Origin of the sequence: Mycobacterium sp. URHD0025 (assembly GCF_000426065.1) — a bacterium.
Lineage (GTDB): Bacteria > Actinomycetota > Actinomycetes > Mycobacteriales > Mycobacteriaceae > Mycobacterium.
The window spans coordinates 78633-103351 of sequence record NZ_AUEQ01000019.1 but is presented as its reverse complement, the minus strand read 5'-3'; the positions used below and the strand labels follow the sequence as shown (position 1 = coordinate 103351).

Here is a 24719-nt window from a genome sequence, read left to right as displayed (position 1 = left end):
GTGCGGCGGATCGGGGCGGGGCTTGTCGTGGCGGGGCTTGTCGTGGCGGGCTTCGCACTCTCGGGCTGCAGTTCCGTCACCGCCGGAACGCCGATGGGCGATCCCGATCAGACCGGGATCTCCTCCACTCCGACGACCACGCGCCGGCCCAGTGGTACGGCGGCGCCGTCGATCCCGGCTTTCCCGTCTCCGGGCACCAGCGGCAAAGCCGGCACCCCACCGCCCAACGGGATGTCGACCACGTGTCGCGAGTACTCGTCGATGGACGAGGACGGCCAGCTCGGCATGGTCGAGTTGCTGGTGAAGAACGGCTACGCGGGGATGAAGAAGAATCCCTACATCTGGACGTCGTTCATCGGAGCCATGTGCACACTGGCCGACCGGGACGCCACCGTGGTCGATGCGATCAACAAAAAGGTGCCGGGCTGACATCCCTGGGATGAATTGCTTTGTAGTGCACCGCGAGGTTGCCGGCTCGTGCTCATTGACCAAACCGGAGGCGAGGACGATCCTGGCCGAATGACGGTCTCACCGATGTTTCCCCTCGAAGTGGCGATGCTGCCAGGTCAGGAACTGCCGCTGCGGATCTTCGAACCGCGCTATGTGGCCATGGTGAACGACTGTATGGCCATGTCGGAGCCGTCTTTCGGGGTGGTTCTGATCTCGGCCGGTCGCGAGGTGGGCGGCGGTGACCGCCGGTGTGACGTCGGCGCGCTGGCCAACATCGTCGACTGCCAGGAGATCGGGGTCGGCAAGTACCGGCTGCTGTGTGTGATGGGTGAGCGTATTCGGGTTCAGCGCTGGCTCGACGACGATCCGTATCCGCGCGCCGAGATCGAACTGTGGCCCGATGAACCGGGCGACCCGGTGGATACCGCCCGCCTCAGCGACGTCGAAGACCGGATGGTGGCGCTGCTCGACCTGATCGGGGAGGCCCGCGGCACGCCGATCCGCAGCCGCGAGATCGTGGAATCCGCCGGTGTCGACCCGGGGAACCGCTTGTACGCCTTGGCCACTCGGCTACCCATGGGGCAGGCTGACCGCTATTCATTGTTGGCCGCGCCGTCGGACGCGGCCCGTGTCGAGGTGCTCAGCGAGGCCGTGGATTCCGTCACCGCGATGGTGGAGTTCCAGCTCTCGGACTGACCGCGGAATACTCAGAGTATGGCTTCTGTGCTGACAACCTCGGACGGCACCGATCTGGCCTTGGAGACGACAGGAACCGGAGCTCCGGTGGTCTTCGTGCACGGGTCCAACGGCGGTCTGGATTCCTGGGCCGACATCGGGCGACGCCTGTCCGGTCACCAGGTCGTGCGGTATGCGCGCCGAAACCACCCACCGAGCGCAGTTGGCGCGACGCCCAACAGTTTCGCGGTGGAGGCCGCGGATCTGGAGTGCGTGCTGAGGTCGGTCACCGATGCATCCGGAACGGGCGCGCACGTCGTCGGCGGATCCTTCGGGGCGACAGTCGCCCTTCACGCTGCGGTCGCCGACTCCGAACGCATCGCTTCTCTGGCGCTGTTCGAGCCGCCCCTGTTGTTGTCCGGCGCGCACCTGTTGCCGGTCCTGGACCGCTACCGGCGGCTGTGTACCGAAGCTCGTTATTCGGAGGCGCTGGAGCTTTTCGCCCGCGAGGTTGCCTGCGTTCCTTCTGAACTGGTGGAGGCGGCCTCGTTCGACGTCGAAAGCGAAGAGGCGGGCCGGATCACCACCCTGTCTGCCGGTGCAGACATGGAAGCGATGGCCCATGACGGACGTGACGTCGACCGGTGGGCGGCCATCACCGTGCCGGTGTTGCTCATGCAGGGCGGCCTGAGTTGGCCACCTCTTCCGGAAGGAATGGACCGCCTCGCGGCGGTACTCTCACACGCTGAGCGAGTCGTTTGGTCCGACCAGTCCCACTTCGCCACCGCCATGGTGCCCGAACGTATTGCCGAGGCGCTGCAGAGCTTCTTTGCCACCGTGTGACGCGTCGCACCGGCGAACGTGCAGGGCTTCACCCAGAAACTGATTCGGTGAAGACACCTTCGACGAACTCGGTGGACATGGTGCCCTCGGTGGTGTCGGCAGGCAGGGGCCGGTGGTAGCGAGCCATGAGGTCGTCGGACGGCAGCGCCGCCACATCCCAACAGCGTTCGCTCAGCCAATCGGGCACGTAGGCGCGGTCCTCGATGAACCACAGGCGCTCCGGGTCCGGCATGTCATCGCCCGTCTCGGCAGCCTGGGCCCGCATCTTCTCGATGTGCTCACGGCGGCGCGCCAGATGATCTTCTGAGAAGAACCCGGCGCTGAACGCCTCGACCGCGATCCGGCTGTCCCGTGCCGACAACTCGGTGATGCGCTCGAACAACAGATCCTGCGCGTTGGCGGGCAGATACGGCAGCAAGCCTTCGACCGACCACGCTGTCGGCTCGGCAGGGTCGAAACCTGCCTCCCGCAACGCCTTCGGCCAATCCTGACGCAGGTCGACGCCGACGGCGACATGCCGGGCCTTCGGCGCGACCCGGTGAGCGGTCAGGACCTCCTCCTTGAACCGAAGCACCTGCGGCTGGTCGATCTCGAACACCACGCTGTCGTGGATCCACGGCAACCGCCAGGCGCGGGCGTCGAGCCCGGCCGCCAGGATCACCGACTGGCGGATACCCGCGGCACCTGCGGCCACGAAGAACTCGTCGAACCACTTGGTCCGCGACGCGGCGTAATTGCCAATGGCGCGAATCCGCTGGGCCATCGCGCCGGTGGGCGGACGCCAGCCCTGTGCTGCCGCGGCATCCAGGAACATCTGTGCACACGGATCGGTGAACAACGGGGAATCCGAGGCGGTCTCGTTCGCGCGGGCCATCGCCACCGCGAGCGCGGTGGCACCCACGCTCTCGGTGATGTCCCAGCTGTCGTCGTCAGTTCTGGCCATCGTTCTCAGTCTGCCCGAACTCCGCCATCTCGTCGCGGGTCAGCAGATCATCGCGGATGGTCTGCTCCCGATAGGCGAGTTGCCCGACCCGGTTGGCCACCACCGGTGCGGTGATCAACGTGAACAACCCCGTGAGGATCACCATGCCGACATCGGCGTGACCGCGCAGCCGGATCGCCGCGCCCGCCAGCACCAGCAGCAGACCGAGCACCTGCGGCTTGGTGGCCGCATGCATGCGCGACAACGTGTCGGGAAAACGCACCACGCCGATCGCGGCCGTCAACGCCAGCGTCGACCCACTGAGAACCAGTACGGCCGTGATGATGTCGAGAACGTTCATCGCTGCCCCCGGCGGGATCGCGGCCGCGGATCATCGGTGTCGGGAACCCGGAAGCGGGCCACACTCACCGAGCCGACGAAGCTGATCAACGCCAGCGCGGTCAAGCTGTAGGTGACGGTGGCATCGAGGCTGAACGCCGCCCACGTGCCGATACCGCACATCGTCACCGCGATCAGGGTGTCCAGCGCGACCAGGCGGTCCAACGTACTCGGCCCGGCAAGCACACGGAACATGGTGATCGCAGCTGCCGCGGTCAGCATCACCGCGGCGATGATCCAGATGGTCGTCATGTGTTTCCCGCCTCCCGCTCGGCCGACGGTTGCCAATCGCTGTCCCGCTCGAACGCCGCCACCAGCAGCCGTTCGACCTGGTCCACCTGACGGTAGAACCGCTGCACCGTGCTGTCCGAGCCGACGTCGATGAGGTGAATGTAGAGAATCCGGCGGGCCTGGTCGATCTCCAGCACGATCGAGCCGGGGATCAGGTTGAAGATGTTCACCGCGAGCGCCAGGACCAGATCCGACTTCAGCGCCAGGTGTGCGCGCAGCACGGCGACCAGTGGTGGCGGACCCGGCCGGATCGCCATCCAGGCCACCTGAAAGGACGACAGCACCAGGTAATAGCCCACCAGCGCAACAAGTTTGAGCAATGACAGCAGATGGAGCCTGCCTTCGACCGGCACCGAGGGCAGTGGCAGCAGGACCGTGATGACCACGGCGACCACGAGGCCGCTGACCATATTGGCCACCGAGATGTGGCCCCACAGCAGAACCCAGACCATCATCAGGAAGCACAGCAGCCAGATCCGCAGAGCCGTGTGCCGCACCTGTGGCCGCTTGTCCGGCGAAGCGCTCATCGGGCCGGTCTCCTCTTCGCGCAAGCGCTCATCATCGGGCCGGTCTCCTCTTCGCGCAAGCGCTCATCAGCGGGACGAACCTCCCAACACGGCCGAGATGTACTCCCCGCGGTCGAGCACCTCGGCGGCCGAGCGTTCGGCGTAGCCGAAGATCGGGCCTGCCGCGATGGTCAGCATCAACCCCACCGCGATCAGCGCGGCCGTCGGTATCAGCATCCCGACCGGCATACGTCCCACGCTGTCACGATCGGCGAACTCGATGTCCTCGGAGTCGTCGAGCAAGGCCGCCGGCGCCGCCGCGGCCAGATGCCCTTCGGGCGCGTCGGCGCGGGCCCGCCAGAACGCCTTGGTCCACACCCGCGCCACCACGTACAGGGTCAGCAGGCTGGTGACGACGCCGCCGGCGACCAGCGTCCAGGCCAGGGCCGATCCGTTCGCGGCACCGGCCTCCATGAGTGCCACCTTTCCGATGAAGCCCGAAAATGGCGGGATACCACCAAGATTGAGGGCGGGGACGACGAACACGAAGGCCAGTACCGGGCTGGCCGCGGCCAGACCGCCCAGCCTGTTGAGGGTGGACGCGCCGGCCTGGCGCTCGATCAGCCCGACCACCAGGAACAGCGTCGTCTGCACGACGATGTGGTGCGCGACGTAGTAGATCGCACCCGACATGCCCAACTGATTGCCCAGCGCGACGCCGAACACCATGTAGCCGATGTGGCTGACCAACGTGAACGACAGCAGTCGCTTGATGTCGCTCTGCGCGATGGCACCCAGGATGCCGATCACCATCGTGAGCAGCCCGGCCACCAGCAGCACCGAATCCAGGCTGCCACCGGGGAACAGCAACGCATGGGCCCGGATGATTGCGTACACACCGACTTTCGTCAGCAAGCCGGCGAACACAGCGGTGACCGGAGCCGGCGCCGTCGGATACGAGTCGGGCAACCACGCCGACAGCGGGAACACCGCGGCCTTGATGCCGAACGCCACCAGCAGCACCGAGAACAGCGCGTTGCGGGTACCGGCGGGCACATCGTCGAGGCGTACGGCCAACTCGGCCAGGTTCAGCGTCCCGGTGGCCGCGTAGACCAGCGCGATGCCGATCAAGAATATCAGCGACGACACCATCGACACCATCACATAGGAGATGCCGGCCCGGACCCGCTCCTCACTGGCACCGATGGTCAGCAACACGAAGCTCGCGGACAGCAGCACCTCGAAACCCACGAACAGGTTGAACAGGTCCCCGGCCAAAAACGCCGTGCACACCCCGGCTGACAGCACCAGGTAGGTGGGCATGAAGATCGACACCGGCTGGCGTTCGTCGCCGTCGCGGATACCCTGCCCGATGGCGTAGGCGACCACCGCCAGCAGCACGATCGAGGACACCAGCAGCATCAGGGCCGAGAGCCGGTCCACCACCAGACTGATCCCCAACGGGCCCATCCCCGGCACGCTCTGACCCCAGCCGCCGACATGCAGCACCAGCGTGCCGTCGCGATCGGCCAGGTACACCAGCGCCGCGCACACCGCGACGACGGCCGCCAGGGCGATCTGGGTGATCACTCGCTGCAACCGCGGCCGACGTCCCGCGACGAGGGTCGCCGCGGCAGCCAGCGCCGGGATGAGCACGGGCAGCGGGATCAACGCCTGGGCCGTCATTTCGAACCCTCGAATCCGGGCAGCGCGTCGAGTTCGTCGGGGGCGTCGGTGTCGAGGCGGACGTCGGCTTGGGGAATGTCCTCGTCTGAGCTGGACTCGAGGTCCTCGGCGCCGGCCTGCTGCGAGACGCGCGTGTCCTCGGGGTCGTTGCTGACCTCCTCGATTGTGGTCAGCCGATAGGACCGGTAGGCCAGGGCCAGGACGAACGCCGCGATGCCCATGCTGATGACGATGGCCGTCAGGATCATGCCCTGAGCCAGTGGATCCGCCGTGGTGGTGGAGCCGTTGCTGGTGCGCCCGCGGATAGGCGGATTGCCGCCCACACCGCCGACCGTGAGGATCAGCAGGTTGACCGCGTTGCCGATCAGCAAGAGGCCCAACAGCATTCGTGTGAGCGTGCGCTCGAGCAGCAGATACACCCCGGTACTGGTCAGGCCGCCGATGATGATCAGCGGGATCAGGAAGGTCGTCATCGCGCCACCGCCTTCGAAGTCCGGGGTTCCGTGGCCGTCTCCACGTCCACCCGCGCACCGAGGCTGCGCAACACATCGAGCACCAGGCCGACCACGATGAGATACACGCCGAGGTCGAAGAACAGCGCGGTCACGAGCTTGACGTGACCGAATACCGGAAGATCGAACTGCAACACCGCCGAGGACAGCGCCGGCGCGCCGAGCAGGATCGAGGTGACGGCCGTGCCGGCCGACAATCCCAGCCCGGTGCCGAGGATCTTGCCCGCGTCCAGCGGCAGTGTCTCACCGAGCTCGTAGCGGCCACCGGCCAGATACCGCAGCACCAACGCCAAACCGGCGGTCAGCCCGCCCGCGAAACCACCGCCCGGGGTGTTGTGCCCGGCGAAGAAGAAGTAGATGGACAGCACCATGATGAGCGGGAAGATCACCCGCGTCGCGACTTCCAGCACCAGTGACCGGTACCGCGGATCGCGCATCTCCGAACCCCGCAACCACGTCACGTCGCCGATGGCCGGGCTGTAGGCGCCGACCGGTCCGATGTCGGGTTGCCCGGCGGCCGTGCTGACCCTCGGCGCCGCGCCGAACCGGCGGTTCCGGAACACCAACGAGGCGACACCGGTCGCGGCCACCAGCAGCACCATGATCTCGCCCATGGTGTCCCAGGCGCGGATGTCGACCAACAGGACATTGACGGTGTTGGCGCCCTGGCCGCGGTAGTAGGCGGCGTCCGGCAGCAGCTCGGCGATGCCCGCGCCGGTGCGCGCCGCCATCGCGTACACGGCCAGGGTGGTGACGGCCGCGCCCACGGAGAGTGCCAGCAGGATGCGCGGCAGGCGGTTGCGCTTGATGTTGGTGGCGTCGGCCTCGGCCGGCAATATCCGGAGTACCAGCACGAAGATCACCAAAACCAGTGTCTCGACCAGGAATTGGGTGAGCGCCAGGTCAGGCGCGCCATGGAAGGCGAAGATGGCGCCGCACCCGTAACCGGTCACGCCGACCAGCAGCACCGCGGCCAGGCGGTTGCGCATCACGATCGCACCGATCGCGGCGGCCAGCATCAGCAACCCGACCACCACCTGAAGCGGCGTGTCCCACAAGGCGAAATCGGGCCGGTCCCGCGTCCCGAGCGCCAGCGTCGCAATCGGCAGTGCCACCAACGTGCACAGGATCACCGACTGGGTGGCCGGCAGTGAGCCGCGCTGGGTCGAACCGGTGAGGCGCAGCGAAAGTACGTCCAGCCCACGGATGGTGGCGTCGTACATGCGGTCGGCGTTGCCCAGCGGTTGGTAGGCGAAGCGGGTCCGCGGCAATCGGCGGCGGACCAGGAACGCCACGGTGCCCGCGACGAGGACCAACGCCGACAACAACAGCGGCACGCCCAACCCGTGCCACAACGCCAGGTGATAGCCGGACCCGCCGGGCATCGTGTCGGCATACTCGTCGAGCACCGAATCCAAACCGGCCGGCCACAGGCCGAACAGCAGACCGGCAGCGGCCAGGACCGCCGGCGCGACCAGGAAAGTCGCTGGGGGGCGGTGCATTTCGGCCACCCGTGCGCTGGGGTCCGGCAATCCCTTGCCGGCGAAGGCGCCCCACATGAACCGCAGGCTGTAGATGGTGGTGAACACCGATCCGATCACGATGCAGGCCAACACATACGGCGCCGCGGCGCCGAGCGCGGGGCTGTGGGCCACGGTTTCCAGGTCGGCTTCCTTGGCGACGAACCCGAAGAACGGCGGTAGGGCCGCCATGCTGGCGGTGGCTCCGATGGCGATGATGAAAAGCGGTCGATGCCGGCGGCCCAGCCCGGCCAGTCGCCGGATGTCGCGGGTACCGGTGGCGTGGTCGATGACGCCGACAACCATGAACAGCGCCGCCTTGAACATCGCGTGCGCACACAGCATGGCCAGCCCGGCCAGCATCATGTCGCTGCCACCCGCGCCGACCATGACGGTGATCAGGCCCAGCTGGCTGACCGTGCCGAACGCCAGGATCAGTTTGAGGTCGTACTCACGGACCGCGCGCCAACCGGCCAACAGCATGGTGACCAGCCCGAGGCCCACCACCATGGGTCGCCACAGCGTGGTGTCGGCAAACCCGGGCGTCATCCGCGCCACCAGGTAGACGCCGGCCTTCACCATGGCCGCGGCGTGCAGATAGGCGCTCACCGGAGTGGGGGCGGCCATCGCGCCCGGCAGCCAGAAGTGCAGCGGCACGATAGCCGACTTCGACAGGGCGCCGACGAGGATCAGCGCCACCCCGACCGCGGCGGCCGTCCCGCCGGGCGGCGCCGCGATCAACTCCGACAGCAGGTAGGTGCCGGCCAGATTGCCCAGCACGACGATGCCGACCAGCATGGCCAGGCCGCCGAACGTGGTCACCAACAGGGCCTGGGTGGCGGCCCGGCGACTGGTGGCCCGCTCGGCGTAGTGGCCGACCAGCAGGAACGACAGCACCGTCGTGGTTTCCCAGAAGATGTAGAGCACCAGCATGTTGTCGCTGATGACCAAGCCGAACATGGCGCCGGAGAACGCCACCAACTCGGCGGCGAAGCTGGGCAGGCGTTTCTCGATCTTTCCGTCGTGGTGATGGAAGTACTCGGCGCAGTAGAACAACACCAAAGCGCCGATGGCCAGCACCAGCACGCTCATGATCGCCGCGAGAGAGTCGAACCGCAGCGTGATGTCCATCGACAGCTCGTCGACCCACGGGATGTTCAGGGTGGGAACACGGTCATCGCTGGGCCAGTTCGACGCGACCCAGCCCAGAGAACCCAAGGGGACCAGCGCGAGTGGATAGAACGCCATCCGTCCCCATTTGGCCACCAGAAGCGGCGCCAGCGCGGTGGCGACCGCGTGGGCGAGCAAAACGGCGAGCATGGCACTCCGATCGGGTTGGGGTCGGGGTGTCGGCTACCGATGAGCGCTTGCGCGAAGAGCATCGGCATGAGTGGCTATAGCTGTAACCCCATTCTACGTGGGCCGTTGTCGTTACCATCAGCCTGCAGAGCCACCGAGCACTACGGGGGTGAAATCGGTTGCCAACACATGAGGTTCTGGTTGTCGGCGCCGGGCCGACGGGATTGATGCTGGCGTGTGAGCTCGCGCTGGGCGGGGCATCGGTCACGGTGCTCGAAGAACGCACAGCGACGCCCAACATCACCCGGGCTTTTGCTGTGCATGCGCGGACCCTGGAACTGCTCGACGGCCGCGGGCTCGTCGAGCAGTTGCTGAGCCGCGGAGTGGAGGTGCACGAGGTGGCGCCGCCCGGCGGGGCCACCCTGAATCTGCGGGAACTGCCGACCCGGTTCGGGATGGTGTTGATCGTTCCGCAGAGCGGTACCGAGCACGTGCTCGAAGCAAAGGCCGCCGAACTGGGCGTGCGGGTGCGCCGGGGCGCCGAGGTGGTGGGCCTGAGTCAGGATGGCGCCGGGGTCAGCGTGGAGCTGGCGGGTGGGGAGAATTTGAGCGCTGAGTACGTCGTCGGCTGCGACGGCGCTCACAGCACGGTGCGACGTCTCGTCGGGATCGACTTCGTCGGCAAACAGTACGAGACCCACATCCTGCTGGCCGACGTCCGGTTGGCCTCGCCGCCCGAGGAGACCCTGTTCGCCCGGACCGGAACCGAGGGCGTGGTGTTGTTCGTGCCGTTCGGCGATGGCTGGTTCCGCGCGATCGCGTGGGACCGACTGCGCGAACAGGCGCCGCTGGACGAGCCGGTGACGCTCGACGAGATGCGCGACGCATTCAACCGCATCGCCGGCGACGACTTCGGCATGAGCGACATGCGGTGGAGTTCACGCTTTCTCAGCGAGCGGCGCCAGGCCCGGCACTACCGTTCGGGCCGCGTCTTCTTGGCCGGTGACGCCGCGCATGTGCATTCGCCCTTGGGTGGGCAGGGCATGAACACCGGGCTTGGTGACGCGTTCAACCTGGGCTGGAAGCTGGCGTTGTCGGTACGCGGTCAGGCGCCTTCGTGGCTGCTGGACAGTTACGAGCGTGAGCGCCATCCCGTCGGCGCAGGCGTGCTGCGGTTGACCGATACGTTCAACCAGATCGTGCTCAGTTCGGCTGCGTCGCGCCGGCTGCGGGTGCTCGCATTGGGGACGGTGTTGCGTATCCCTCGGGCCCGACGTTTCGTGGCCGAACGGCTCAGCGGCATCGGAATCGCCTATCCGCGTTCGAAGGACGAGGACCGGTTGGTGGGACGCCGCATGGCCGATGTGGACTGCGGCGGGACTCGGCTCTACGAATTGTTGCGTGCCGGGAAGTTCGTCCTCGTCACCGCTGCTCCGGTGGATGTCGGCAACGTGGATGTGGTGCAGGCGATCGACAATCGGCCTGAGTTACCCGACGCGGTGGTGATCCGGCCCGACGGCTACGTGGCCTGGGCCAGTGAGCGGCTGCCGCACGCCGCGGAGGTGCGCGCGGCGATCACGCACTGGATGTCGGCCGCCGGCTGACCGGGCGCATCGCACCGTGCGCCAACACCGGAATGGCATGTGACGCAACGCCGATGCCCCAACCCATGATCGGCCAGACCGGCCAGAAGTACCAGCCGCCGCCGCCGAACCCCACGGCCAGCCAGATGCCCAGCATCAGCAGGGCGCCCGCGAGGTAGGCCGCCAGGTGGATGTTGATGCTGAGCCGGGCGGCGCGCTGTTGGGCGGCGTGACGGCGGGGATCGTGACGCCGGAGCCGGCTGACAGGGAGATCGGCGACGAGGCGGCGCAGTTCCCCGGTGGTCTGCGCTCGGAAGGTCGAGGTCAAGCGATCTTCGTATTCGGGCATGGTCAGATAGCCCTGGCTGAGGGCCTGGCCGAGGACGTCGGCGGTCCGTTCGCGTTCCCGGTCCCCGGCGCGGGCGATTTCGACGGTGGGTGAGGCGGTGGGTACGGCGGTGTCGGCCATCTCAGCTCCCATAGATCTAGTCAGTGACTAGTTGAACTATCCCACTGGAACTTGTCATCGTCAAGATCTGGATGTGGCGACTTCCTGTTCGGCGAGGTCGCGCAAGGTCAGCAGCTGTTTGCGCATCATCACGAGGTCGCCCAGGGCGAGCGTCCAGCCGAAGGGGCGGGGGCCGGCGAAGCGCACTCGCACGTGCAACCGGGTGCTCCCTGCGGCCTGGGTCTGTACGGCATAGGTGACCGCGACTTTCCCGGACTGCAGTGTCACGTGCTCGTCATCGACGAACGAGCGCAGCGTGAATATCTGCATGAAGCGTTGGCCGGCCTGCAGGTGGGTCAGTTCCGGATCTCGCGTTCGCGGACCGCGCCTGCCGAAGTTGTCGATCAGGTCGTAGCTGTACGGCGCGACTCGAAGCTGACACAGCCAACCGAACACGGTGGCCAGGGGCGCGTCGATGCTGATGGCCCGGTCCGCCGATATCGCGGCGGCGGGCGCGAGCGCATCGCACGGCAGTCTGGCCGCACGTTCATGCGCCGTGGCGCCCCAATTCAGGATCACGCCAACACATCCGGACGCGGACGTAATTGTCCGGCAATGCGTTTGAGCGTCTGGCGCACTGCAACTTTGTGGGCGCCCGAGCTGATCACCAGCGCGCGGTAGATCTTCCCGTGGAGGCCCGGAAACGCCGCCCAGGTCTGTGATCGCACCCGTGTGCGGTGCGGGCCCAGGTCGTCCAGTTCGAAGACCCACTCGTAGACCGAGAACGGGTGGCGGCCTTTGAGGACCAGGCGTTGACGCGGCGTGCACTCACCGATCGCGAAGCCGAACGGGGCGCGAGGCTCGGCGGAGTTACCGCACATCGCGCGCAGGACAGCGGCCCATGTCGTGGCGACGTCAGCGTCGACAGTTGTGGCATGCTCATCGATATAGGGTAAACGTTCCATATAGAAGGACTGTACTAGATTATGGCGCCTCCGCGGAAGCATGAAACCGACGCGATTTTGGATGCGACGCGGGCACTGGTGCTCGCTGAAGGGCCAAGGGCTGCAAGCGTTGCGGCCATTGCCAAGGTCAGTGGGGCTCCGGCGGGCACGCTGTATCACCGGTTCGGCAACCGCAACGGCGTATTGACCGCGGCGTGGCTGCGGGCGTTGAAGCGGTTTCAATCCCGGGCGATGGCGGCCGATGGCGATAGCCCGGTCGAGGCGGCGGTGGCCATGGGAGTCGCTGCCGTGGACTTCGCGCGTTCGGCTCCCGAAGACGCCCGCCTATTGCTGACCATCCGGCCGCGCGATCTGCTCGACGGCGCTCCTGACGCAGAATTCACCGCGACGCTCGCCGCGATGAACGCCCCGCTGGTGGAACGCCTGCGCGAGTCGGCCCGGGCGATATTCGGCGATGATGATCCGCGCTCGATGGACGCCATGTCCCGCGCTGTCGTCGACCTGCCCTATGCCGTGGTGCGCCGCCACGCCAATGATGCCGAGCTGCCGGCCTGGATGGAGGAAGACCTGGCCGCAGCGGTGCGAAAGTTGTTGACGATTGGGTGAATTGGTTGCTCTGGGGTCGGGATGGTGTGTGCGAGACGCAGTGCGCTACAGGGTAATACGGCGCGAGCCGGCCCAGGTGCCGGTCACCGACGTGCTCAACGCGGGTGCATCTGACCGTCGAGGTTGGAGCCCCCATGCTGGTCGGTGCTGGTGTAGTCGGTGGCTGCCTGGTTCAGCTTGACGGCGAGGTCCGTCGAGATCAGGTGCATCTTTCCCGCTGCTTCGCGGCGTGACAGTTCTGCAGACTTCAACGCCATAGCTGTGGGTGAGCACACCAGACCGTGCGTCTGGAAGACGTGGCCTGCAGTGCCATCCGGCGCCGACTTGGCTGACTCGATTAACGACGCGGCGTCTTCCTGCACAGTCGCGGTCGAGCGAATCTTGTCGGAAACGGTAAGCGCGGGTTGGGTCATGCGACTCTCTCGTCGGATTCGGAGGGAGGAGGAGGTGGGGTGCTAGGCGGGGCCAAAACCGCCACCCGGAATCTCGGCATTCGAACCGATCGACTCGTACTGCGTGGCCAAGTCTTTGATCTTCCTCGCGTGAGTCCCGGAACGACTGGCCATCTCGTGGCAGCGAACTGTTGCAATGGGCACGGTGCCCGCAACTGCTGCCACCTCTATTGCAATCGAAAGGCCGGGACCGATGACTGGGATAGCTTTGGCGACGAGCGCCGGAATAATGCTCAAACTCAGTAGTGTCTGCATCTGCGAAACGAAATCGCGGGTATCGCCGACTTGGTCGGCTTCCTCGGCGACGACTTTCTGAATCGCGGAGTCGGTTGACGACATGTCGGCGGCGCGCACTTGCTGTTCCTTGTTTCTGTCGCCGTAGGCCTTCGAGGCGTCGCCCGTCCAGTCGCCAGGTGGTGCGGATTTTAATAGGGTCGAGTGCGCGTCGACGAAGTGGTTGGCTCCCTCGGTGAACCGCGCGCCATCCTCGGGCCGGCCGAATCCCAGCATGTTGCTTTCCATGGTCAGGGCAATCAACCCCGCATTGATTATTGGTGTACCGGCGCCTTTCGCGAAATTCTTGAGGGTCTGAGCCGACGATGTCGCGCCACTCGCGGCTGCCGATTTGGCCATTGCGCTCGCGCCCTCGGTTGCGACCAGCTGACCCATTGACAGTAGGTCGGTTCCGATGCCGGCCATTGCCCACGGCACGCTCGATTTCGCGCCGTTGGCATGATCGGTGATGCCGTAGACGTAATTGCCCTGCAGGTAACTGAAACTTCCTACGCCCATACCGAATTCCGATCGTCGACGAGCTTCGCTCCGACGAGCCTAACACTGCATCGGGGCGGCTGCGCGCGCCAAACCTCGCCTAAAACCGCAGGTGGGATACGTCTCCTAGAGTGCGCGCAGTCTCTCAACGGCACGCCCGTCGGTGAGTTCGTCGCGCAGTTCGGGATGTTGCCAGTAGAACCGAACCAGCTCCACGAGTGCCGTGCCCTTGGGTGTGTATGTCCCGGGAGCCTCCATCAGCAGGGTTTCGCCGCCGGCCATTGTCATTACCATCGGGTTCCAGAACCGCTCTTCATTGGGTACTTTGTCTGCGATGTTCTCGACCTCGTCCCATTTCCCAGTTTTTGGTTCTCGCAATGTCGAAAATTCAAATCCCTCTGGAGCGAGAACGAGATAGCTGAGGCTGCCCTGTCTGAGTAATTTGATCCAACACCATGTCAGAAATGCCGCGCCGGCTCCGGCGCAAATTGGGAACACATGCCGGCCGTTGCCAAGGGGCAGATATAGCACGCCGATAACCCATGCTACGAACATCAGCCAGGTTGATATACCCGCCGTGAGGATGAGTCGTCGAAGGCTGCGTTCTATTCTCTTGTCGGGTAGTAGTCGAGTTCCGGCGGTGCCGAATGATGCCTGAAATGTCACCGACATCGATTGCGTCATCATTAAGATGGAATAAACGCAGGTCAATGCTAAACCAAGGGCCACAACAATTGTTACAAGTGACAACTGTTTTGCGGCGTTAAAACCCCAGACCGCCAACAATGCAATAAAGGCCAATGTCATCGCAATCCCGAATCGTCTCGCTAATTTCGACATCTCGCCCTTTGTGTGCGTCGGTGGATATGCTCGGTAAGCTCCTGGCCTATGGATGATAAGGCCGGAGCCTCAAGGGTTGTCACAGCCAGTCGCGAGATCGCCGCACCGGCCGAAGTCATCTTTGAGCTGATCGCCGACCCGTCGCAGCAGCCTCGCTGGGACGGCAATGAGAATCTGGCCGAGGCGCCTTCGGGGCAGCGGGTCCGTGCAGTCGGGGACGTCTTCGTTATGACGATCAGCCAGGGCGGAGACCGTGAGAACCACGTCGTCGAGTTCGAGGAGGGCCGGCGTATCGCGTGGCGCCCTTCGGAGGTCGGCAAGGAGTCGCCCGGTCACCTGTGGCGGTGGGAGCTGGAACCGTTGGGCGACAACCGAACTCTGGTCGCCCACACTTATGACTGGACACAGTTGAACGACGAGAAGCGGTTTGTCCGTGCACGCGCGACCACCGCGGACAAGCTGCAGGGATCGATCGACCGACTGGCGTCGATTGCCGAGTAGCCAATAGCACGTGCCGTTGTGCCCGCCTGTCAGCGACAATTGAGCGACTATCACCACACGGGTCACGGTGGCACCTTTGGTCGCGAACGTGATGTGTACTTCCATCGCATGGATACTGTTTTGCCTCGTGCGCCACAGATTTCGGCGTGCCCACCCATCAGCGACAGTGTCGCTCGTAGTCGGGCACTGGACTGGTGAGTCTGTTGGGGTGTCAGTGGTCCGCAGTGGCAGATGAGGACGCCAGATGAGGGCCCAGTGTTATGCGAGTGGTTCAGGAGGCGATTGTCGCTCGATTGTCGCGCGTAGGTGGGCAGGTCGGGTACCCGTCCCGCCGCCGTGGCAGTTGGGGCATATGGGGCTCATACGGTGAGGCCTTGGCGACGGGGCCGCGCAACCCGGCGGCCCCAGCAGGGAGCGACGCTCGCGCAGGTGACGACGACGCTCGGGTTGGTACCGTCAACGTCCTGCCGCGAACTCCCGCAAGGATTCCACCTGTGCCGCGTCCAGGGACGGCCGCACGGCGTCACGGGCTTTCGCCACATCGGCCGCGGTGACGTCGGCGGCATCGATGGACCGGCGCATCGCCGTCAATGCCGCCTCGCGCAGCAGGGCCACGCAATCGGCCGCGCTGTAGCCGTCCAGCTCGGAAGCCAGGGCATCGAGATCGACATCGGAGGCGAGGGGGATGGATTGGCTTGCCGTGCGCAGTATTTCGCGGCGCGCCTCGGTATCTGGCGGCTCGACGAACACCAGCTTCTCCAGCCGGCCCGGCCGTAGCAATGCGGGATCGATGAGGTCGGGGCGGTTAGTCGCACCCAGCACGACGACGTCGCGCATCGGTTCTATGCCGTCGAGTTCGGTCAGCAGGGCGGCCACCACCCGGTCGGTAACCCCGGAATCGAAGCTCTGCCCGCGTCGCGGAGCCAGCGCATCGATCTCGTCGAGAAACACCAGCGACGGTGCCGAATCACGCGCGCGGGCGAACAACTCGCGCACGGCCTTCTCGGATGAGCCGACCCACTTGTCCATCAGCTCAGCGCCTTTGACGGCATGCACCGAGAGCTTCCCGGAACTGGCCAGGGCCCGCACCACGAAAGTCTTACCGCACCCGGGCGGGCCGTACAGCAGCACGCCGCGCGGCGGTTGCACGCCCAGGCGCTCGAAGGTGTCCGGATGCTGCAGCGGCCACAACACCGCCTCGGTGAGGGCCTGTTTGGTCTCGACCATGTCGCCGACATCGTCGAGGGTCACCGAGCCGACCGACACCTCTTCGGACGCCGATCTCGACAGCGGCCGGATCACCGTCAGCGCGCCGGTCAAGTCCTCCTGCCACAACACCGGCTCGTTGCCATCGGCGCTGGCCCGCGATGCCGCCCTCAGTGCGCCTTCACGGACCAGGGCCGCCAGATCGGCGACCACGAAACCCGGTGTGCGGTCGGCGATCTGCGCCAGATCCAACTCTGCGGCCGGAACACCGCGCAACAGCACCTCCAGCAGGGCCTTGCGGGTGGCGGCATCGGGCAGGGTCAGGGCCAGTTCGCGGTCGCACAGATCCGGCGCCCGCAGCCGGGGATCCACGCCGACGGGGACGGCCGACGTCGCAATGAACGCCACGCCGCGGGTGGCCACGGCCTCGCGCAGTTCGGAGATGATCAGGGCAGCGACCGGTTCAGGGGCCCGGTCGGTACCGGCGGGCAGCAATGCGTCGACGTCGGAGATCAGCAGCACCCCACCGCCGCCACGCACGGTGGCGACCGCGTCGGACACGCGGCTCAACCGGTCATCGGCGGCCAGTGCGCCCACTTCCGGCCCGTCGAGTTCGACCAGGCGCCGTTCGGCGCACACCGTCCGGACCATCGTGGCCTTGCCGACGCCGGCCGGGCCGGTCACGAGAACGCCGAGATTTGGTGCGGCGCCAAGAGTTTCGAGGAGCTGGGGTTCGTCGAGGGATAGCTTGAGCCATTCGGTGAGCTTGCCGGCCTGGGTGTGGGAGCCCTTGAGATCGTCGAAGCTGACCGCCGGTTCGGCACGTGCGGGGCTGATCGTATGGGCGCCGGTGGAATGGGAAGTACTCGGCTCGAGCCCTGAACCCCAGGACACCACCGAATTCGGTTGAATGCTCACGGGTCCCGCGGGATCGACGCCGGTGACCGTCAGCAGTTCCGAGGTCCACGTGATGCCCACCGACGACGCCAACGCCGAGGTGGCCGCCGACGTGGACGTGCCCGGTCCCAGATCGCGGGGCAGCAGCGACACCGTGTCGCCGACCGTCATGACCTTACCCAGCAGTGCCTGACGCAGCGTCGCCGACGAAATCGAATCGGTCGCCAGCCTGGATCCCGTCACGGTGACCGCGCGAGCGCCGTACACCGTCACCGGCGCCACAATTACCGTGGCGGTCTCGCGTAGCCCGGCGTTGGACAACGTGACGTCGTCGAGCAGGGCTGTTCCGGTCGGGGTGCCGCTGGGCGCGATGCCGACGACGGCGGCTGTGGTGCGGGAACCGGTCAGCGCGACCGCATCCCACTCACGGAGCCCGAGCGCCGCGATGGCTTCGGGATGCAGCCGGACGACCCCACGCCGGGAGTCGAGGGCCGAGGTGTTCAGCCGTGCCGTCAGGCGCAGATGCCCGAGCGCGTGATCCTCGTCGACCTCGAGCTGCGACATGTCAGCGGCCCGGCTTCCGCAGGCCCAGACGTGCCATCGACCGCCGGTGCGGCTGTGCCCGCCGAATCGCACGCCGGGCGGCGCGGCGCTGCTGCGGCTTGGCGTCCCACGACTCGGGATGGCTGGCCACCCACTTCTTGGTGCGGACCGCGAACGGGATGTGGATCACGTAGGCCACGATGATCACCATGATCACGATGTAGCCGTAGAACACCGAGGCGGCGACGCCGATGGCGACCAGCGCCAGCAAGGGCGCCACCATGTTCGGCGATACCGAGAACGTGTGGATCTTGCGCATCGGGATCCGGCTGACCACCAGAAGCGAGACACCGATCATCCAGATCGACACCGCCCACTCGGTGGTCCACCAGCCTTCGCCGAACTGCATCTTGGCGGCCAGCAGGCCGATCGCACCGATGGCGCCGGCGGGCGCGGGCATCCCGACGAAGTACTCCTTTTCATACGCAGGCTGGTCCACGTCGAGCAGCGCGTTGAACCGGGCGAGCCTCAATACGATGCACACCGCGTACAGCAGCACCACGATCCACCCGATGCGCGAGTGCGACAGCAGCGTGCCGTAGATGATGAATGCCGGTGCCACACCGAAATTCACCGCATCGGCCAGCGAGTCGATCTCCTCGCCCATCTTGGAGGTCGCATTGAGCATGCGGGCCACCCGGCCGTCCAGCGCGTCGAGGATCGCGGCAACGGCCAAGAACGCCATCGATTCGGTGGGCCGGCCGTCGAGCGCCATCTTGACTGCCGAGAGGCCCAGGCAGATGGCGGCGACCGTCATGGCACTCGGCAGCATCCGCACCGTGAACGGCGGCGGCTTCATGCGGCCCTTGATCAACGACGGGGGCCTCACGCGCGGCTTGATCATGGGAGTTCCGCCAGAACGGTTTCTCCGGCCAGTGTCCGCTGGCCCCGGCTGACGAGCAGTTTCGAACCGGCGGGGAGGTAGGTGTCCAGCCGGGAGCCGAACCGGATCAGTCCGTAGGTCTCACCGATCGCGAGCTTGTCGCCGACATGCGCGTTGCACACGATGCGCCGGGCGACGAGCCCGGCGATCTGCACGGCGATGACCTCGGTGCCGTCGGGCGTGCGGATGACGACGCTGTTGCGCTCGTTGTCCTCGCTCGCGGCCTCGAGCTCGGCCGAATGGAAGCGCCCGGGGCGGTGCTGCACGGCCACCACGTCACCGGCGATCGGAGCCCGTTGCACGTGAGCGTCGAGGATCGACAGGAAGATGCTGACCCGCGGCAGCGGGACGGCGGGCAGGCCCAGCTCGGCCGGGGGCACCGCGTCCTCGATCAGGCACACCAGCCCGTCGGCGGGCGCGACGACCACGCCGGGCCGGGTCGGCGCCACGCGGGGCGGGTGGCGGAAGAACGCCGCGTTCGCCCCGGCGGCCAGCAGGCCGGCCCGCCGCACCCAGGGGTGCTTGCGGCCGAAGGCCGCCACGGCGAGGCTCGCGCCGACAAACGGTAGGCCCGCCGAATGCATCGGCGGAACACTGGATCGCACCAGCGCCACAAGGCGTTCTGGTCCGGACTGGAGGTCGGGGCGTCTGGCCATCGGGAGGATTCTACGTGCGCAGGGCATCGGAATAGCTAGGTCAGGTCCCACACGGGAACCGTCGACCCCGCCGTCAGTTCGGTGATGTCCTCTGCGATCTCCAACAGACAGTTCGCCGAGGCGAGCCAGCGCAGATGGTGTGAGGCCGGAGGACCGTAGCTACTCACGGTGTCCCCGGTCAGCACACCCCTTCGGAACTGCCTCTTTCCGCGCGGCGAGGTCAGATCCTCGGTCAGCTGCGCGGTGCGCCGCGGCCGGTCCGGTTCGGCATGACCCATTGCGGCACGCAGGGGAGAGCGGACGAACACCTCGAAAGAAACCAGCGCGCTGACCGGGTTGCCCGGCAGCGTGATGATCGGCACGCCGTTCACGGTGCCCGCGCCCTGAGGCATACCGGGCTGCATCGCCACCTTGACGAACTCCACCTGATCCGACAGCGAGTCTTTGACCACCTCGTAGGCGCCCGCGCTGACCCCGCCGGTGGTGATGATCAGATCCGCATCCACGGCGTGCTCGGCCAGCGCGGCGCGGAAGGCGTCGACGTCGTCGGCGGACATCGGCGCGATGGTGGCCTGAGCGCCGGCGTCACGGACTGCGGCGGCCAGCATCACCGCATTCGACTCGTAGATCTGCCCCGGCTGCAGCTCGGTGCCCGGTGCCACGAGCTCGGTGCCGGTGGACATCACCATGACGCGCTGCGGCGGTAACACGGGCAGCGTGGCCAGCCCCAGCGCCGCGGCCAATCCGAGGGCGGCCGGCGTGATCACCTGACCGGCGCGCAGCACGGTGCTGCCTGCGGTGACGTCCTCACCGGCCCGCCGGACGTGCTGGCCCTCGCGCGCGGCCGCCCGGATGGTGACAGTGTCCGTCGCGCCGTCGGTGACCTCGACCGGAACGACCGCGGTGGCACCGGACGGCAGCGGCGCTCCGGTCATGATGCGGTGCGCCGTACCGGGCCGCAGCGTCAGCAGGTCGGTGCGGCCGGCCGGGATGTCCTCGGCGACCGGCAACCGCACGGGCGTGTCCTCGGTGGCAGTGGCGACATCGTCGGCGACGACGGCGTATCCGTCCATCGCGGAGTTGTCGAAGCCCGGTAGGGACAGCGGGGCGACCACATCGGCGCCGAGCACCAGGCCGAGTGTGTCGTTCAGTGGAAGATCTTGTGATGCACGGGTTTTGAACAGGCCGGCGACGATCTCCTGATGTTCTTCGACGGTCCGCATGATCACACCGGGAAGCTCACGCCGGTCAGTTCTTCCGACACGGTCCAGAGCCGGCGCTGCAGCTCCTCGTCGTGTGACTGCTTGCTGGATTCCACGAGCTTCGGATGGCCGACCATCTCTCGGAATCCGGACGGGCCGTAGTACTGACCGCCGCGCACGGCAGGGTCGGTGGCGGCCCGCAGGGTGGCCAGCGCACCCTTGGCGGGGCTGTTGGTGAACAGGCCGGCGAGCTGGTTGTAGCCGGGCAGCCCGGTACCCGGGATGTGGCGCATGAGTTCGGTGTTCGACAGGCCCGGGTGGGCGGCCACCGCGATGGTGGGCTCGTTCTTCGCCGCGAGGCGCCGCTGCAACTCATAGGTGAACAGCAGATTCGACAGCTTGGACTGCCCGTACGCGGCGACCCGGTTGTAGCTGCGTTCCCACTGCAGATCGTCGAAGTGGATGGCGGCCTGGATGCGGTGCGCGACGCTGGCGACCGCGACCACGCGCGACCCTTCGACCGGGAGCACGTGATCCAGCAGCAGGCCGGTCAGTGCGAACGCTCCCAGATGGTTGGTGCCGAACTGCAGCTCGAACCCGTCGACAGTGGTCTGCTTGGGCGGATACATCACCCCGGCGTTGTTGATCAGCAGGTCGATACGCGGATACGCGGCCTTGAGCTCGTCGGCAGCGGCGCGGACCGAGTCCAGCGAGCCCACATCGAGCTGCTGCAGCGTGAGGTCCGCCTTCGGCGCAGCGGCGGTGATCCGGTCGACGGCCTGACGGCCCTTGTCCAGGTTGCGTACCGCGACGACGACGTGCGCGCCCTTGGCGGCGAGCGCACGGGCGGTCTCGTACCCCAGGCCGGTGTTGGAGCCGGTGACGATCGCGATCCGGCCGGACTGATCGGGGACGTCGGCCTCGGTCCACTTGGAATTGGCGCTCATGGCGTTGAACATACGGAACGTGGGTGCTGGACGGCACCCCGGCGCCATAGCAGTGTGGGAGTCATGCGCAACCTGCCGGCGATCCTGCTCACCATTTTGCTGTGCATCACCGGCTGTTCACCGAACGACCGTGCCGCAGATCCGTTGTCCGCGTGGAACGACACGGCGGCGAAGAATTCGATCACCGAGTACGTCGCACGCGTCACCACCGCGGACACGCCCGATTTCGTCGCGCCGGAGGACCGCATCGCGGTGTTCGACAACGACGGCACGTTGTGGGCCGAAGCGCCGCTGCCGTTCCAGGCGGCGTTCGTCTTCGACGAGCTCAGGCGCAGGGCGCCGCGCGAGCCGGCGCTGGCCGCCGACCCCATGGTCCAGGCGGCGCTGAAGGGTGATGTGGCGGCCCTGCTCGCCGGCGAGAGGCATGAGGGCTTGTTGCACGTGCTCGCGCTCACCCATTCCGGGATGACCACCGACGAGTTCACCAAGCGGGTGACCGACTGGATGGCGACCGCGCGCCATCCTCGTTTCAACCGGCCCTACGATCAGCTGACCTACGAACCGCAGCAACAGCTTCTGAACTATCTGCGGGACAACGGGTTCCGTACCTACATCGTTTCCGGTGGCGGAGCCGACTTCATGCGGGTATTCGCCCAGCGGGTGTACGGCATCCCGCCCGGGCAGGTGGTCGGGTCCACCGGCACCACCAAATACGAACTGCGGGACGGTAAGCCGGTGCTCGTCAAGACCCTGGATTACGTATTCGTCGACGACAAGGCGGGCAAGCCTTCGGGCATCCACGAATTCATCGGCAGGCGGCCGATCCTCGCCGTCGGCAACAGTGACGGTGACCAGGCGATGCTGGAGTACACCACGATGGACAACCCCCGGCCCAGCCTGGGCGTGCTGATCCACCACACCGACGCCGAGCGCGAATATGCCTACGACTCCAACCCACCGTCTTCGGGAAAACTGGTCACCGCGCTGCAGGCCGCCGGGCCGAACGGCTGGACCGTCGTCGACATGAAGAACGACTGGAAGACGGTGTTCGCCCAATGAAATTGGTCGATCCGGCGCAGCCGCCGAGCCGTAAAGCGCCATTGGTGTGGGCGTTGAGCGCGGCCATCCCGTGGGCGGTGCTGGCCGTGGCCCAGTTGATCTGGCTCGCGTTCGACCAGCGGATGCCGTGGCTGCACGCCGCGGCCGCGGCCGTCACTCTCCTGGGCGCGGCGCTTTTCGTCTTGGTCGTCCCGATGTGGCGCTACCGCGTGCACCGCTGGGACATCAACGTCGCCTCCGGCACGCCCGCGGTGTACACCCGCACGGGTTGGCTGGTGCAGGAACGCCGCATCGCGCCGATCTCCCGGGTGCAGACCGTGGACACCTATCGCGGCCCGCTGGATCGGCTGTTCGGCCTGGCCAACGTGACGGTGACGACAGCGTCCTCGGCTGGCGCCGTGCGCATCGTGGCGCTCGATGACGATGTGGCCGAGCGGGTGGTGGCGCAACTGACCGATATCGCGGCGATCGGCGAACAGGATGCCACGTGACGCCGCCGGCTGAGCCGGCCATCGGGCCGCAGCCGGCTGAGCCGGCCCTCGAGCCGCCGTGGCAGAGGCTGAGCCCGCGGATGCTGCTGGTCCACCCGGTCCATGAAGTGCTCCAACAGATTCCGCTGCTGATCGGCGCGGTCGTGCTGGGCTCGGCGACCGGCAACTCCGGGTGGACGTTCGCGGCGATCGGCCTGACCGTCGCTGTCGGCCTCGCGCGATGGTTCACCACCAGCTACCGCATCGAAGCCGACGAGGTGCGACTACGCACCGGACTGTTGCAACGCAAGGTGTTGTCGGTGCCGCGCAACCGGATCCGCTCGGTATCCACCGATGCCCGGCTGCTGCACCGGCTGCTCGGGCTGACCGTACTGCGGATCAGCACCGGCCAGGAGGCCAAGGGCGACACCGAGTTCGCTCTCGATGCCGTCCCGGCGGAGCAGGTGCCGAGGCTGCGCGCGATCCTGCTGGCCGACGCGGTTCCGGTCGCCGACGCACCGGCAGGCCGGGAGCTGGCCCGCTGGCAGCCGTCCTGGCTGCGCTACAGCCCGCTGAGTTTCACCGGCCTGGCCATGATCGCTGCCGCGGTCGGAGTGATCTACCAAGCCGGCGTCGGTGCAGCGCTGGAGGATTCGGAGCTCGCGCAGTCCGGCGTCGCGGTGGCCGAACGCCTCGGCGTGCTGTTCAGCGTGGTGGTGGTAGTCGGGACAGTGGTGGTCGCGTCCGTGGTGTTGTCGGTTCTGCGGTCGTTGCTCACCTACGGGAATTTGGTGCTGCGTAGAGATTCCGACGTGCTGCACCTGCAGCACGGCCTGCTTCGCCTGCGGGAACACACCTATGACATGCGCCGGATGCGTGGCGGCTCACTGCGTGAGCCGCTCCTGGTGCGCGCGTTCGGAGGGGCGCGCCTGGACGCGGTCATGACCGGTGTCGGTGGTGAGGGTGAGGCGTCGCTCCTGTTGCCGCCCTGCCCTGCGGGCACCGCCAGGGAAGTGCTGGCCGAGTTGATCGACCAGCCCGGCGCCGTCGACGCACAGCTGATGGCGCACGGACCGGCCGCGACGCGCCGGCGTTGGACGCGCGCGCTGACGCTGCCGCTCATCGTGGGTGCGGTGCTGCTGGTGGTCGGGGTGCCGCCGTGGGCGTGGGCCCTGTGGGCACTGTTGATCGGATGTGCCGGCCTGCTTGCCGCCGACCGGGCACGATCGCTGGGCCACCTGGTGCTCGACGGGTGGTTGGTGGCCCGCGCCGGCAGCGTGGAGCGTCGCCGCGACCACCTGGACGCTGCCGGGATCATCGGATGGACGGTGCGGCAGACGCTGTTTCAGCGCCGCGCCGGGGTCGCCACCCTGATCGCCGCGACCGCGGCGGGGGAGAAGCGGTATGAGGTGATCGACGTGCCCGCCGAACAGGCGTGGTCGGTTGCGGCGGCCGCCTCGCCATGGGTGGCCGACAACGTCTGGGCAGCCGATCCGGCAGGCCCCGACTTGCGCTGAATTCACCGGC

The 24719-nt window shown here is 66.9% G+C and carries 27 protein-coding genes; 9 read left to right on the top strand and 18 right to left on the bottom strand.

The features are described from left to right. The 3 genes from H977_RS0126885 (at position 1) to H977_RS0126875 (ending at position 1968) form a co-directional block, all read left to right on the top strand. On the top strand, positions 1-429 hold the full coding sequence (locus H977_RS0126885) for a hypothetical protein (protein WP_036477350.1): 429 nt from the start codon (positions 1-3) through the stop codon (positions 427-429). 90 nt (positions 430-519) lie between these two features. Beyond that, a complete protein-coding gene (locus H977_RS0126880) occupies positions 520-1146 on the top strand; it encodes an LON peptidase substrate-binding domain-containing protein (protein WP_029110765.1) in 627 nt (208 codons plus the stop codon). Between the two features lie 18 nt (positions 1147-1164). After that, entirely contained in the window at positions 1165-1968 is an 804-nt protein-coding gene (locus H977_RS0126875) for an alpha/beta fold hydrolase (protein ID WP_029110764.1), read from the top strand. Positions 1969-1996: 28 nt separating this feature from the next. Here the strand turns inward: H977_RS0126875 and H977_RS33995 are convergent, their stop codons facing one another. The 7 genes from H977_RS33995 to H977_RS0126840 all read right to left on the bottom strand — a co-directional run bounded on the left by H977_RS33995 (position 1997) and on the right by H977_RS0126840 (position 9124). After that, positions 1997-2911 carry an SAM-dependent methyltransferase gene (locus H977_RS33995; protein ID WP_036477347.1) on the bottom strand — a complete coding sequence of 305 codons (915 nt, stop codon included), beginning with the start codon at positions 2909-2911 and terminating at the stop codon, positions 1997-1999. After that, on the bottom strand, positions 2898-3251 hold the full coding sequence (gene mnhG, locus H977_RS0126865; protein ID WP_029110763.1) for a monovalent cation/H(+) antiporter subunit G: 354 nt from the start codon (positions 3249-3251) through the stop codon (positions 2898-2900). The genes H977_RS33995 and mnhG overlap by 14 nt, the downstream gene beginning before the upstream one ends. After that, complete coding sequence (locus H977_RS0126860) at positions 3248-3541, bottom strand: monovalent cation/H+ antiporter complex subunit F (RefSeq protein ID WP_029110762.1); 294 nt, start codon at positions 3539-3541, stop codon at positions 3248-3250. The genes mnhG and H977_RS0126860 overlap by 4 nt, the downstream gene beginning before the upstream one ends. Beyond that, on the bottom strand, positions 3538-4077 hold the full coding sequence (locus H977_RS0126855) for a Na+/H+ antiporter subunit E (RefSeq protein ID WP_029110761.1): 540 nt from the start codon (positions 4075-4077) through the stop codon (positions 3538-3540). The genes H977_RS0126860 and H977_RS0126855 overlap by 4 nt, the downstream gene beginning before the upstream one ends. Positions 4078-4173: 96 nt before the next feature. Further along, positions 4174-5772: a Na+/H+ antiporter subunit D gene (locus H977_RS0126850; protein WP_029110760.1), complete on the bottom strand. Its 1599-nt coding sequence runs from the start codon at positions 5770-5772 to the stop codon at positions 4174-4176. Next, on the bottom strand, positions 5769-6245 hold the full coding sequence (locus H977_RS0126845; protein WP_029110759.1) for a Na(+)/H(+) antiporter subunit C: 477 nt from the start codon (positions 6243-6245) through the stop codon (positions 5769-5771). Before H977_RS0126845 ends, H977_RS0126850 begins: the two co-directional genes overlap by 4 nt. Beyond that, entirely contained in the window at positions 6242-9124 is a 2883-nt protein-coding gene (locus tag H977_RS0126840) for a Na+/H+ antiporter subunit A (RefSeq protein WP_029110758.1), read from the bottom strand. The genes H977_RS0126845 and H977_RS0126840 overlap by 4 nt, the downstream gene beginning before the upstream one ends. Before the next feature lie 158 nt (positions 9125-9282). Between H977_RS0126840 and H977_RS0126835 the strand changes: the two genes are divergently transcribed. Continuing rightward, positions 9283-10707, top strand: a complete 1425-nt coding sequence (locus H977_RS0126835) for an FAD-dependent monooxygenase (RefSeq protein WP_029110757.1) — start codon at positions 9283-9285, stop codon at positions 10705-10707. Here the strand turns inward: H977_RS0126835 and H977_RS0126830 are convergent. Genes H977_RS0126830 through H977_RS0126820 form a run of 3 tightly spaced genes read right to left on the bottom strand, consistent with a single transcriptional unit; the run spans position 10679 to position 12099 of the window. Continuing rightward, positions 10679-11155, bottom strand: a complete 477-nt coding sequence (locus tag H977_RS0126830) for a DUF1707 domain-containing protein (RefSeq protein ID WP_029110756.1) — start codon at positions 11153-11155, stop codon at positions 10679-10681. The genes H977_RS0126835 and H977_RS0126830 overlap by 29 nt on opposite strands. A gap of 60 nt (positions 11156-11215) precedes the next feature. After that, positions 11216-11713, bottom strand: coding sequence for a hypothetical protein (locus tag H977_RS0126825; RefSeq protein WP_029110755.1), 498 nt, complete (start codon positions 11711-11713; stop codon positions 11216-11218). Further along, positions 11710-12099, bottom strand: coding sequence for a hypothetical protein (locus H977_RS0126820; RefSeq protein ID WP_029110754.1), 390 nt, complete (start codon positions 12097-12099; stop codon positions 11710-11712). Before H977_RS0126820 ends, H977_RS0126825 begins: the two co-directional genes overlap by 4 nt. A gap of 21 nt (positions 12100-12120) precedes the next feature. Here H977_RS0126820 and H977_RS0126815 point away from each other — a divergent pair, with 21 nt between their 5' ends. Then, a complete protein-coding gene (locus H977_RS0126815; RefSeq protein ID WP_029110753.1) occupies positions 12121-12705 on the top strand; it encodes a TetR/AcrR family transcriptional regulator in 585 nt (194 codons plus the stop codon). A 95-nt stretch (positions 12706-12800) separates the two neighbouring features. Here H977_RS0126815 and H977_RS35925 read toward each other — a convergent pair whose 3' ends face one another. The 3 genes from H977_RS35925 to H977_RS35470 form a co-directional block, all read right to left on the bottom strand. Then, positions 12801-13118 carry an ESX-1 secretion-associated protein gene (locus H977_RS35925; RefSeq protein WP_051289122.1) on the bottom strand — a complete coding sequence of 106 codons (318 nt, stop codon included), beginning with the start codon at positions 13116-13118 and terminating at the stop codon, positions 12801-12803. A gap of 42 nt (positions 13119-13160) precedes the next feature. Beyond that, complete coding sequence (locus H977_RS33990; protein ID WP_029110751.1) at positions 13161-13949, bottom strand: EspA/EspE family type VII secretion system effector; 789 nt, start codon at positions 13947-13949, stop codon at positions 13161-13163. Between the two features lie 105 nt (positions 13950-14054). Continuing rightward, positions 14055-14768, bottom strand: a complete 714-nt coding sequence (locus H977_RS35470; protein WP_036477343.1) for a hypothetical protein — start codon at positions 14766-14768, stop codon at positions 14055-14057. Positions 14769-14816: 48 nt separating this feature from the next. Between H977_RS35470 and H977_RS0126795 the strand changes: the two genes are divergently transcribed. Beyond that, positions 14817-15269, top strand: a complete 453-nt coding sequence (locus tag H977_RS0126795) for an SRPBCC family protein (RefSeq protein WP_029110750.1) — start codon at positions 14817-14819, stop codon at positions 15267-15269. Between the two features lie 456 nt (positions 15270-15725). Here H977_RS0126795 and H977_RS0126790 read toward each other — a convergent pair whose 3' ends face one another. Genes H977_RS0126790 through H977_RS0126770 form a run of 5 tightly spaced genes read right to left on the bottom strand, consistent with a single transcriptional unit; the run spans position 15726 to position 21663 of the window. Continuing rightward, positions 15726-17936 (bottom strand): AAA family ATPase, encoded by a 2211-nt coding sequence (locus H977_RS0126790; RefSeq protein ID WP_029110749.1) that lies wholly within the window; start codon positions 17934-17936, stop codon positions 15726-15728. A 1-nt stretch (position 17937) separates the two neighbouring features. Then, on the bottom strand, positions 17938-18819 hold the full coding sequence (pssA, locus tag H977_RS0126785) for a CDP-diacylglycerol--serine O-phosphatidyltransferase (RefSeq protein ID WP_036477340.1): 882 nt from the start codon (positions 18817-18819) through the stop codon (positions 17938-17940). After that, positions 18816-19514, bottom strand: a complete 699-nt coding sequence (locus tag H977_RS0126780; RefSeq protein WP_029110747.1) for a phosphatidylserine decarboxylase — start codon at positions 19512-19514, stop codon at positions 18816-18818. The genes pssA and H977_RS0126780 overlap by 4 nt, the downstream gene beginning before the upstream one ends. Positions 19515-19549: 35 nt before the next feature. Then, entirely contained in the window at positions 19550-20737 is a 1188-nt protein-coding gene (gene moeA / locus H977_RS0126775) for a molybdopterin molybdotransferase MoeA (RefSeq protein ID WP_029110746.1), read from the bottom strand. Between the two features lie 2 nt (positions 20738-20739). Beyond that, complete coding sequence (locus tag H977_RS0126770; RefSeq protein ID WP_029110745.1) at positions 20740-21663, bottom strand: SDR family NAD(P)-dependent oxidoreductase; 924 nt, start codon at positions 21661-21663, stop codon at positions 20740-20742. A 63-nt stretch (positions 21664-21726) separates the two neighbouring features. Between H977_RS0126770 and H977_RS0126765 the strand changes: the two genes are divergently transcribed. From H977_RS0126765 to H977_RS0126755, 3 genes are all read left to right on the top strand, one after another. Then, positions 21727-22722 (top strand): HAD family hydrolase, encoded by a 996-nt coding sequence (locus tag H977_RS0126765; RefSeq protein ID WP_029110744.1) that lies wholly within the window; start codon positions 21727-21729, stop codon positions 22720-22722. Beyond that, positions 22719-23213, top strand: a complete 495-nt coding sequence (locus H977_RS0126760; RefSeq protein WP_029110743.1) for a PH domain-containing protein — start codon at positions 22719-22721, stop codon at positions 23211-23213. Before H977_RS0126765 ends, H977_RS0126760 begins: the two co-directional genes overlap by 4 nt. A gap of 80 nt (positions 23214-23293) precedes the next feature. After that, a complete protein-coding gene (locus H977_RS0126755; protein ID WP_051289135.1) occupies positions 23294-24709 on the top strand; it encodes a PH domain-containing protein in 1416 nt (471 codons plus the stop codon). Positions 24710-24719 lie beyond the last annotated feature (10 nt).

Coding starts and splice junctions, on each gene's coding strand:
- H977_RS0126880 (WP_029110765.1), top strand. CDS start 520: ATGACGGTCTCACCGATGTTTCCCCTCGAAGTGGCGATGCTGCCAGGT.
- H977_RS0126875 (WP_029110764.1), top strand. CDS start 1,165: ATGGCTTCTGTGCTGACAACCTCGGACGGCACCGATCTGGCCTTGGAG.
- H977_RS33995 (WP_036477347.1), bottom strand. CDS start 2,911: ATGGCCAGAACTGACGACGACAGCTGGGACATCACCGAGAGCGTGGGT.
- mnhG (WP_029110763.1), bottom strand. CDS start 3,251: ATGAACGTTCTCGACATCATCACGGCCGTACTGGTTCTCAGTGGGTCG.
- H977_RS0126860 (WP_029110762.1), bottom strand. CDS start 3,541: ATGACGACCATCTGGATCATCGCCGCGGTGATGCTGACCGCGGCAGCT.
- H977_RS0126850 (WP_029110760.1), bottom strand. CDS start 5,772: ATGACGGCCCAGGCGTTGATCCCGCTGCCCGTGCTCATCCCGGCGCTG.
- H977_RS0126845 (WP_029110759.1), bottom strand. CDS start 6,245: ATGACGACCTTCCTGATCCCGCTGATCATCATCGGCGGCCTGACCAGT.
- H977_RS0126840 (WP_029110758.1), bottom strand. CDS start 9,124: ATGCTCGCCGTTTTGCTCGCCCACGCGGTCGCCACCGCGCTGGCGCCG.
- H977_RS0126830 (WP_029110756.1), bottom strand. CDS start 11,155: ATGGCCGACACCGCCGTACCCACCGCCTCACCCACCGTCGAAATCGCC.
- H977_RS0126820 (WP_029110754.1), bottom strand. CDS start 12,099: ATGGAACGTTTACCCTATATCGATGAGCATGCCACAACTGTCGACGCT.
- H977_RS0126815 (WP_029110753.1), top strand. CDS start 12,121: ATGGCGCCTCCGCGGAAGCATGAAACCGACGCGATTTTGGATGCGACG.
- H977_RS35925 (WP_051289122.1), bottom strand. CDS start 13,118: ATGACCCAACCCGCGCTTACCGTTTCCGACAAGATTCGCTCGACCGCG.
- H977_RS33990 (WP_029110751.1), bottom strand. CDS start 13,949: ATGGGCGTAGGAAGTTTCAGTTACCTGCAGGGCAATTACGTCTACGGC.
- H977_RS35470 (WP_036477343.1), bottom strand. CDS start 14,768: ATGTCGAAATTAGCGAGACGATTCGGGATTGCGATGACATTGGCCTTT.
- H977_RS0126795 (WP_029110750.1), top strand. CDS start 14,817: ATGGATGATAAGGCCGGAGCCTCAAGGGTTGTCACAGCCAGTCGCGAG.
- H977_RS0126790 (WP_029110749.1), bottom strand. CDS start 17,936: ATGTCGCAGCTCGAGGTCGACGAGGATCACGCGCTCGGGCATCTGCGC.
- pssA (WP_036477340.1), bottom strand. CDS start 18,819: ATGATCAAGCCGCGCGTGAGGCCCCCGTCGTTGATCAAGGGCCGCATG.
- H977_RS0126780 (WP_029110747.1), bottom strand. CDS start 19,514: ATGGCCAGACGCCCCGACCTCCAGTCCGGACCAGAACGCCTTGTGGCG.
- moeA (WP_029110746.1), bottom strand. CDS start 20,737: ATGCGGACCGTCGAAGAACATCAGGAGATCGTCGCCGGCCTGTTCAAA.
- H977_RS0126770 (WP_029110745.1), bottom strand. CDS start 21,663: ATGAGCGCCAATTCCAAGTGGACCGAGGCCGACGTCCCCGATCAGTCC.
- H977_RS0126765 (WP_029110744.1), top strand. CDS start 21,727: ATGCGCAACCTGCCGGCGATCCTGCTCACCATTTTGCTGTGCATCACC.
- H977_RS0126760 (WP_029110743.1), top strand. CDS start 22,719: ATGAAATTGGTCGATCCGGCGCAGCCGCCGAGCCGTAAAGCGCCATTG.
- H977_RS0126755 (WP_051289135.1), top strand. CDS start 23,294: ATGCTGCTGGTCCACCCGGTCCATGAAGTGCTCCAACAGATTCCGCTG.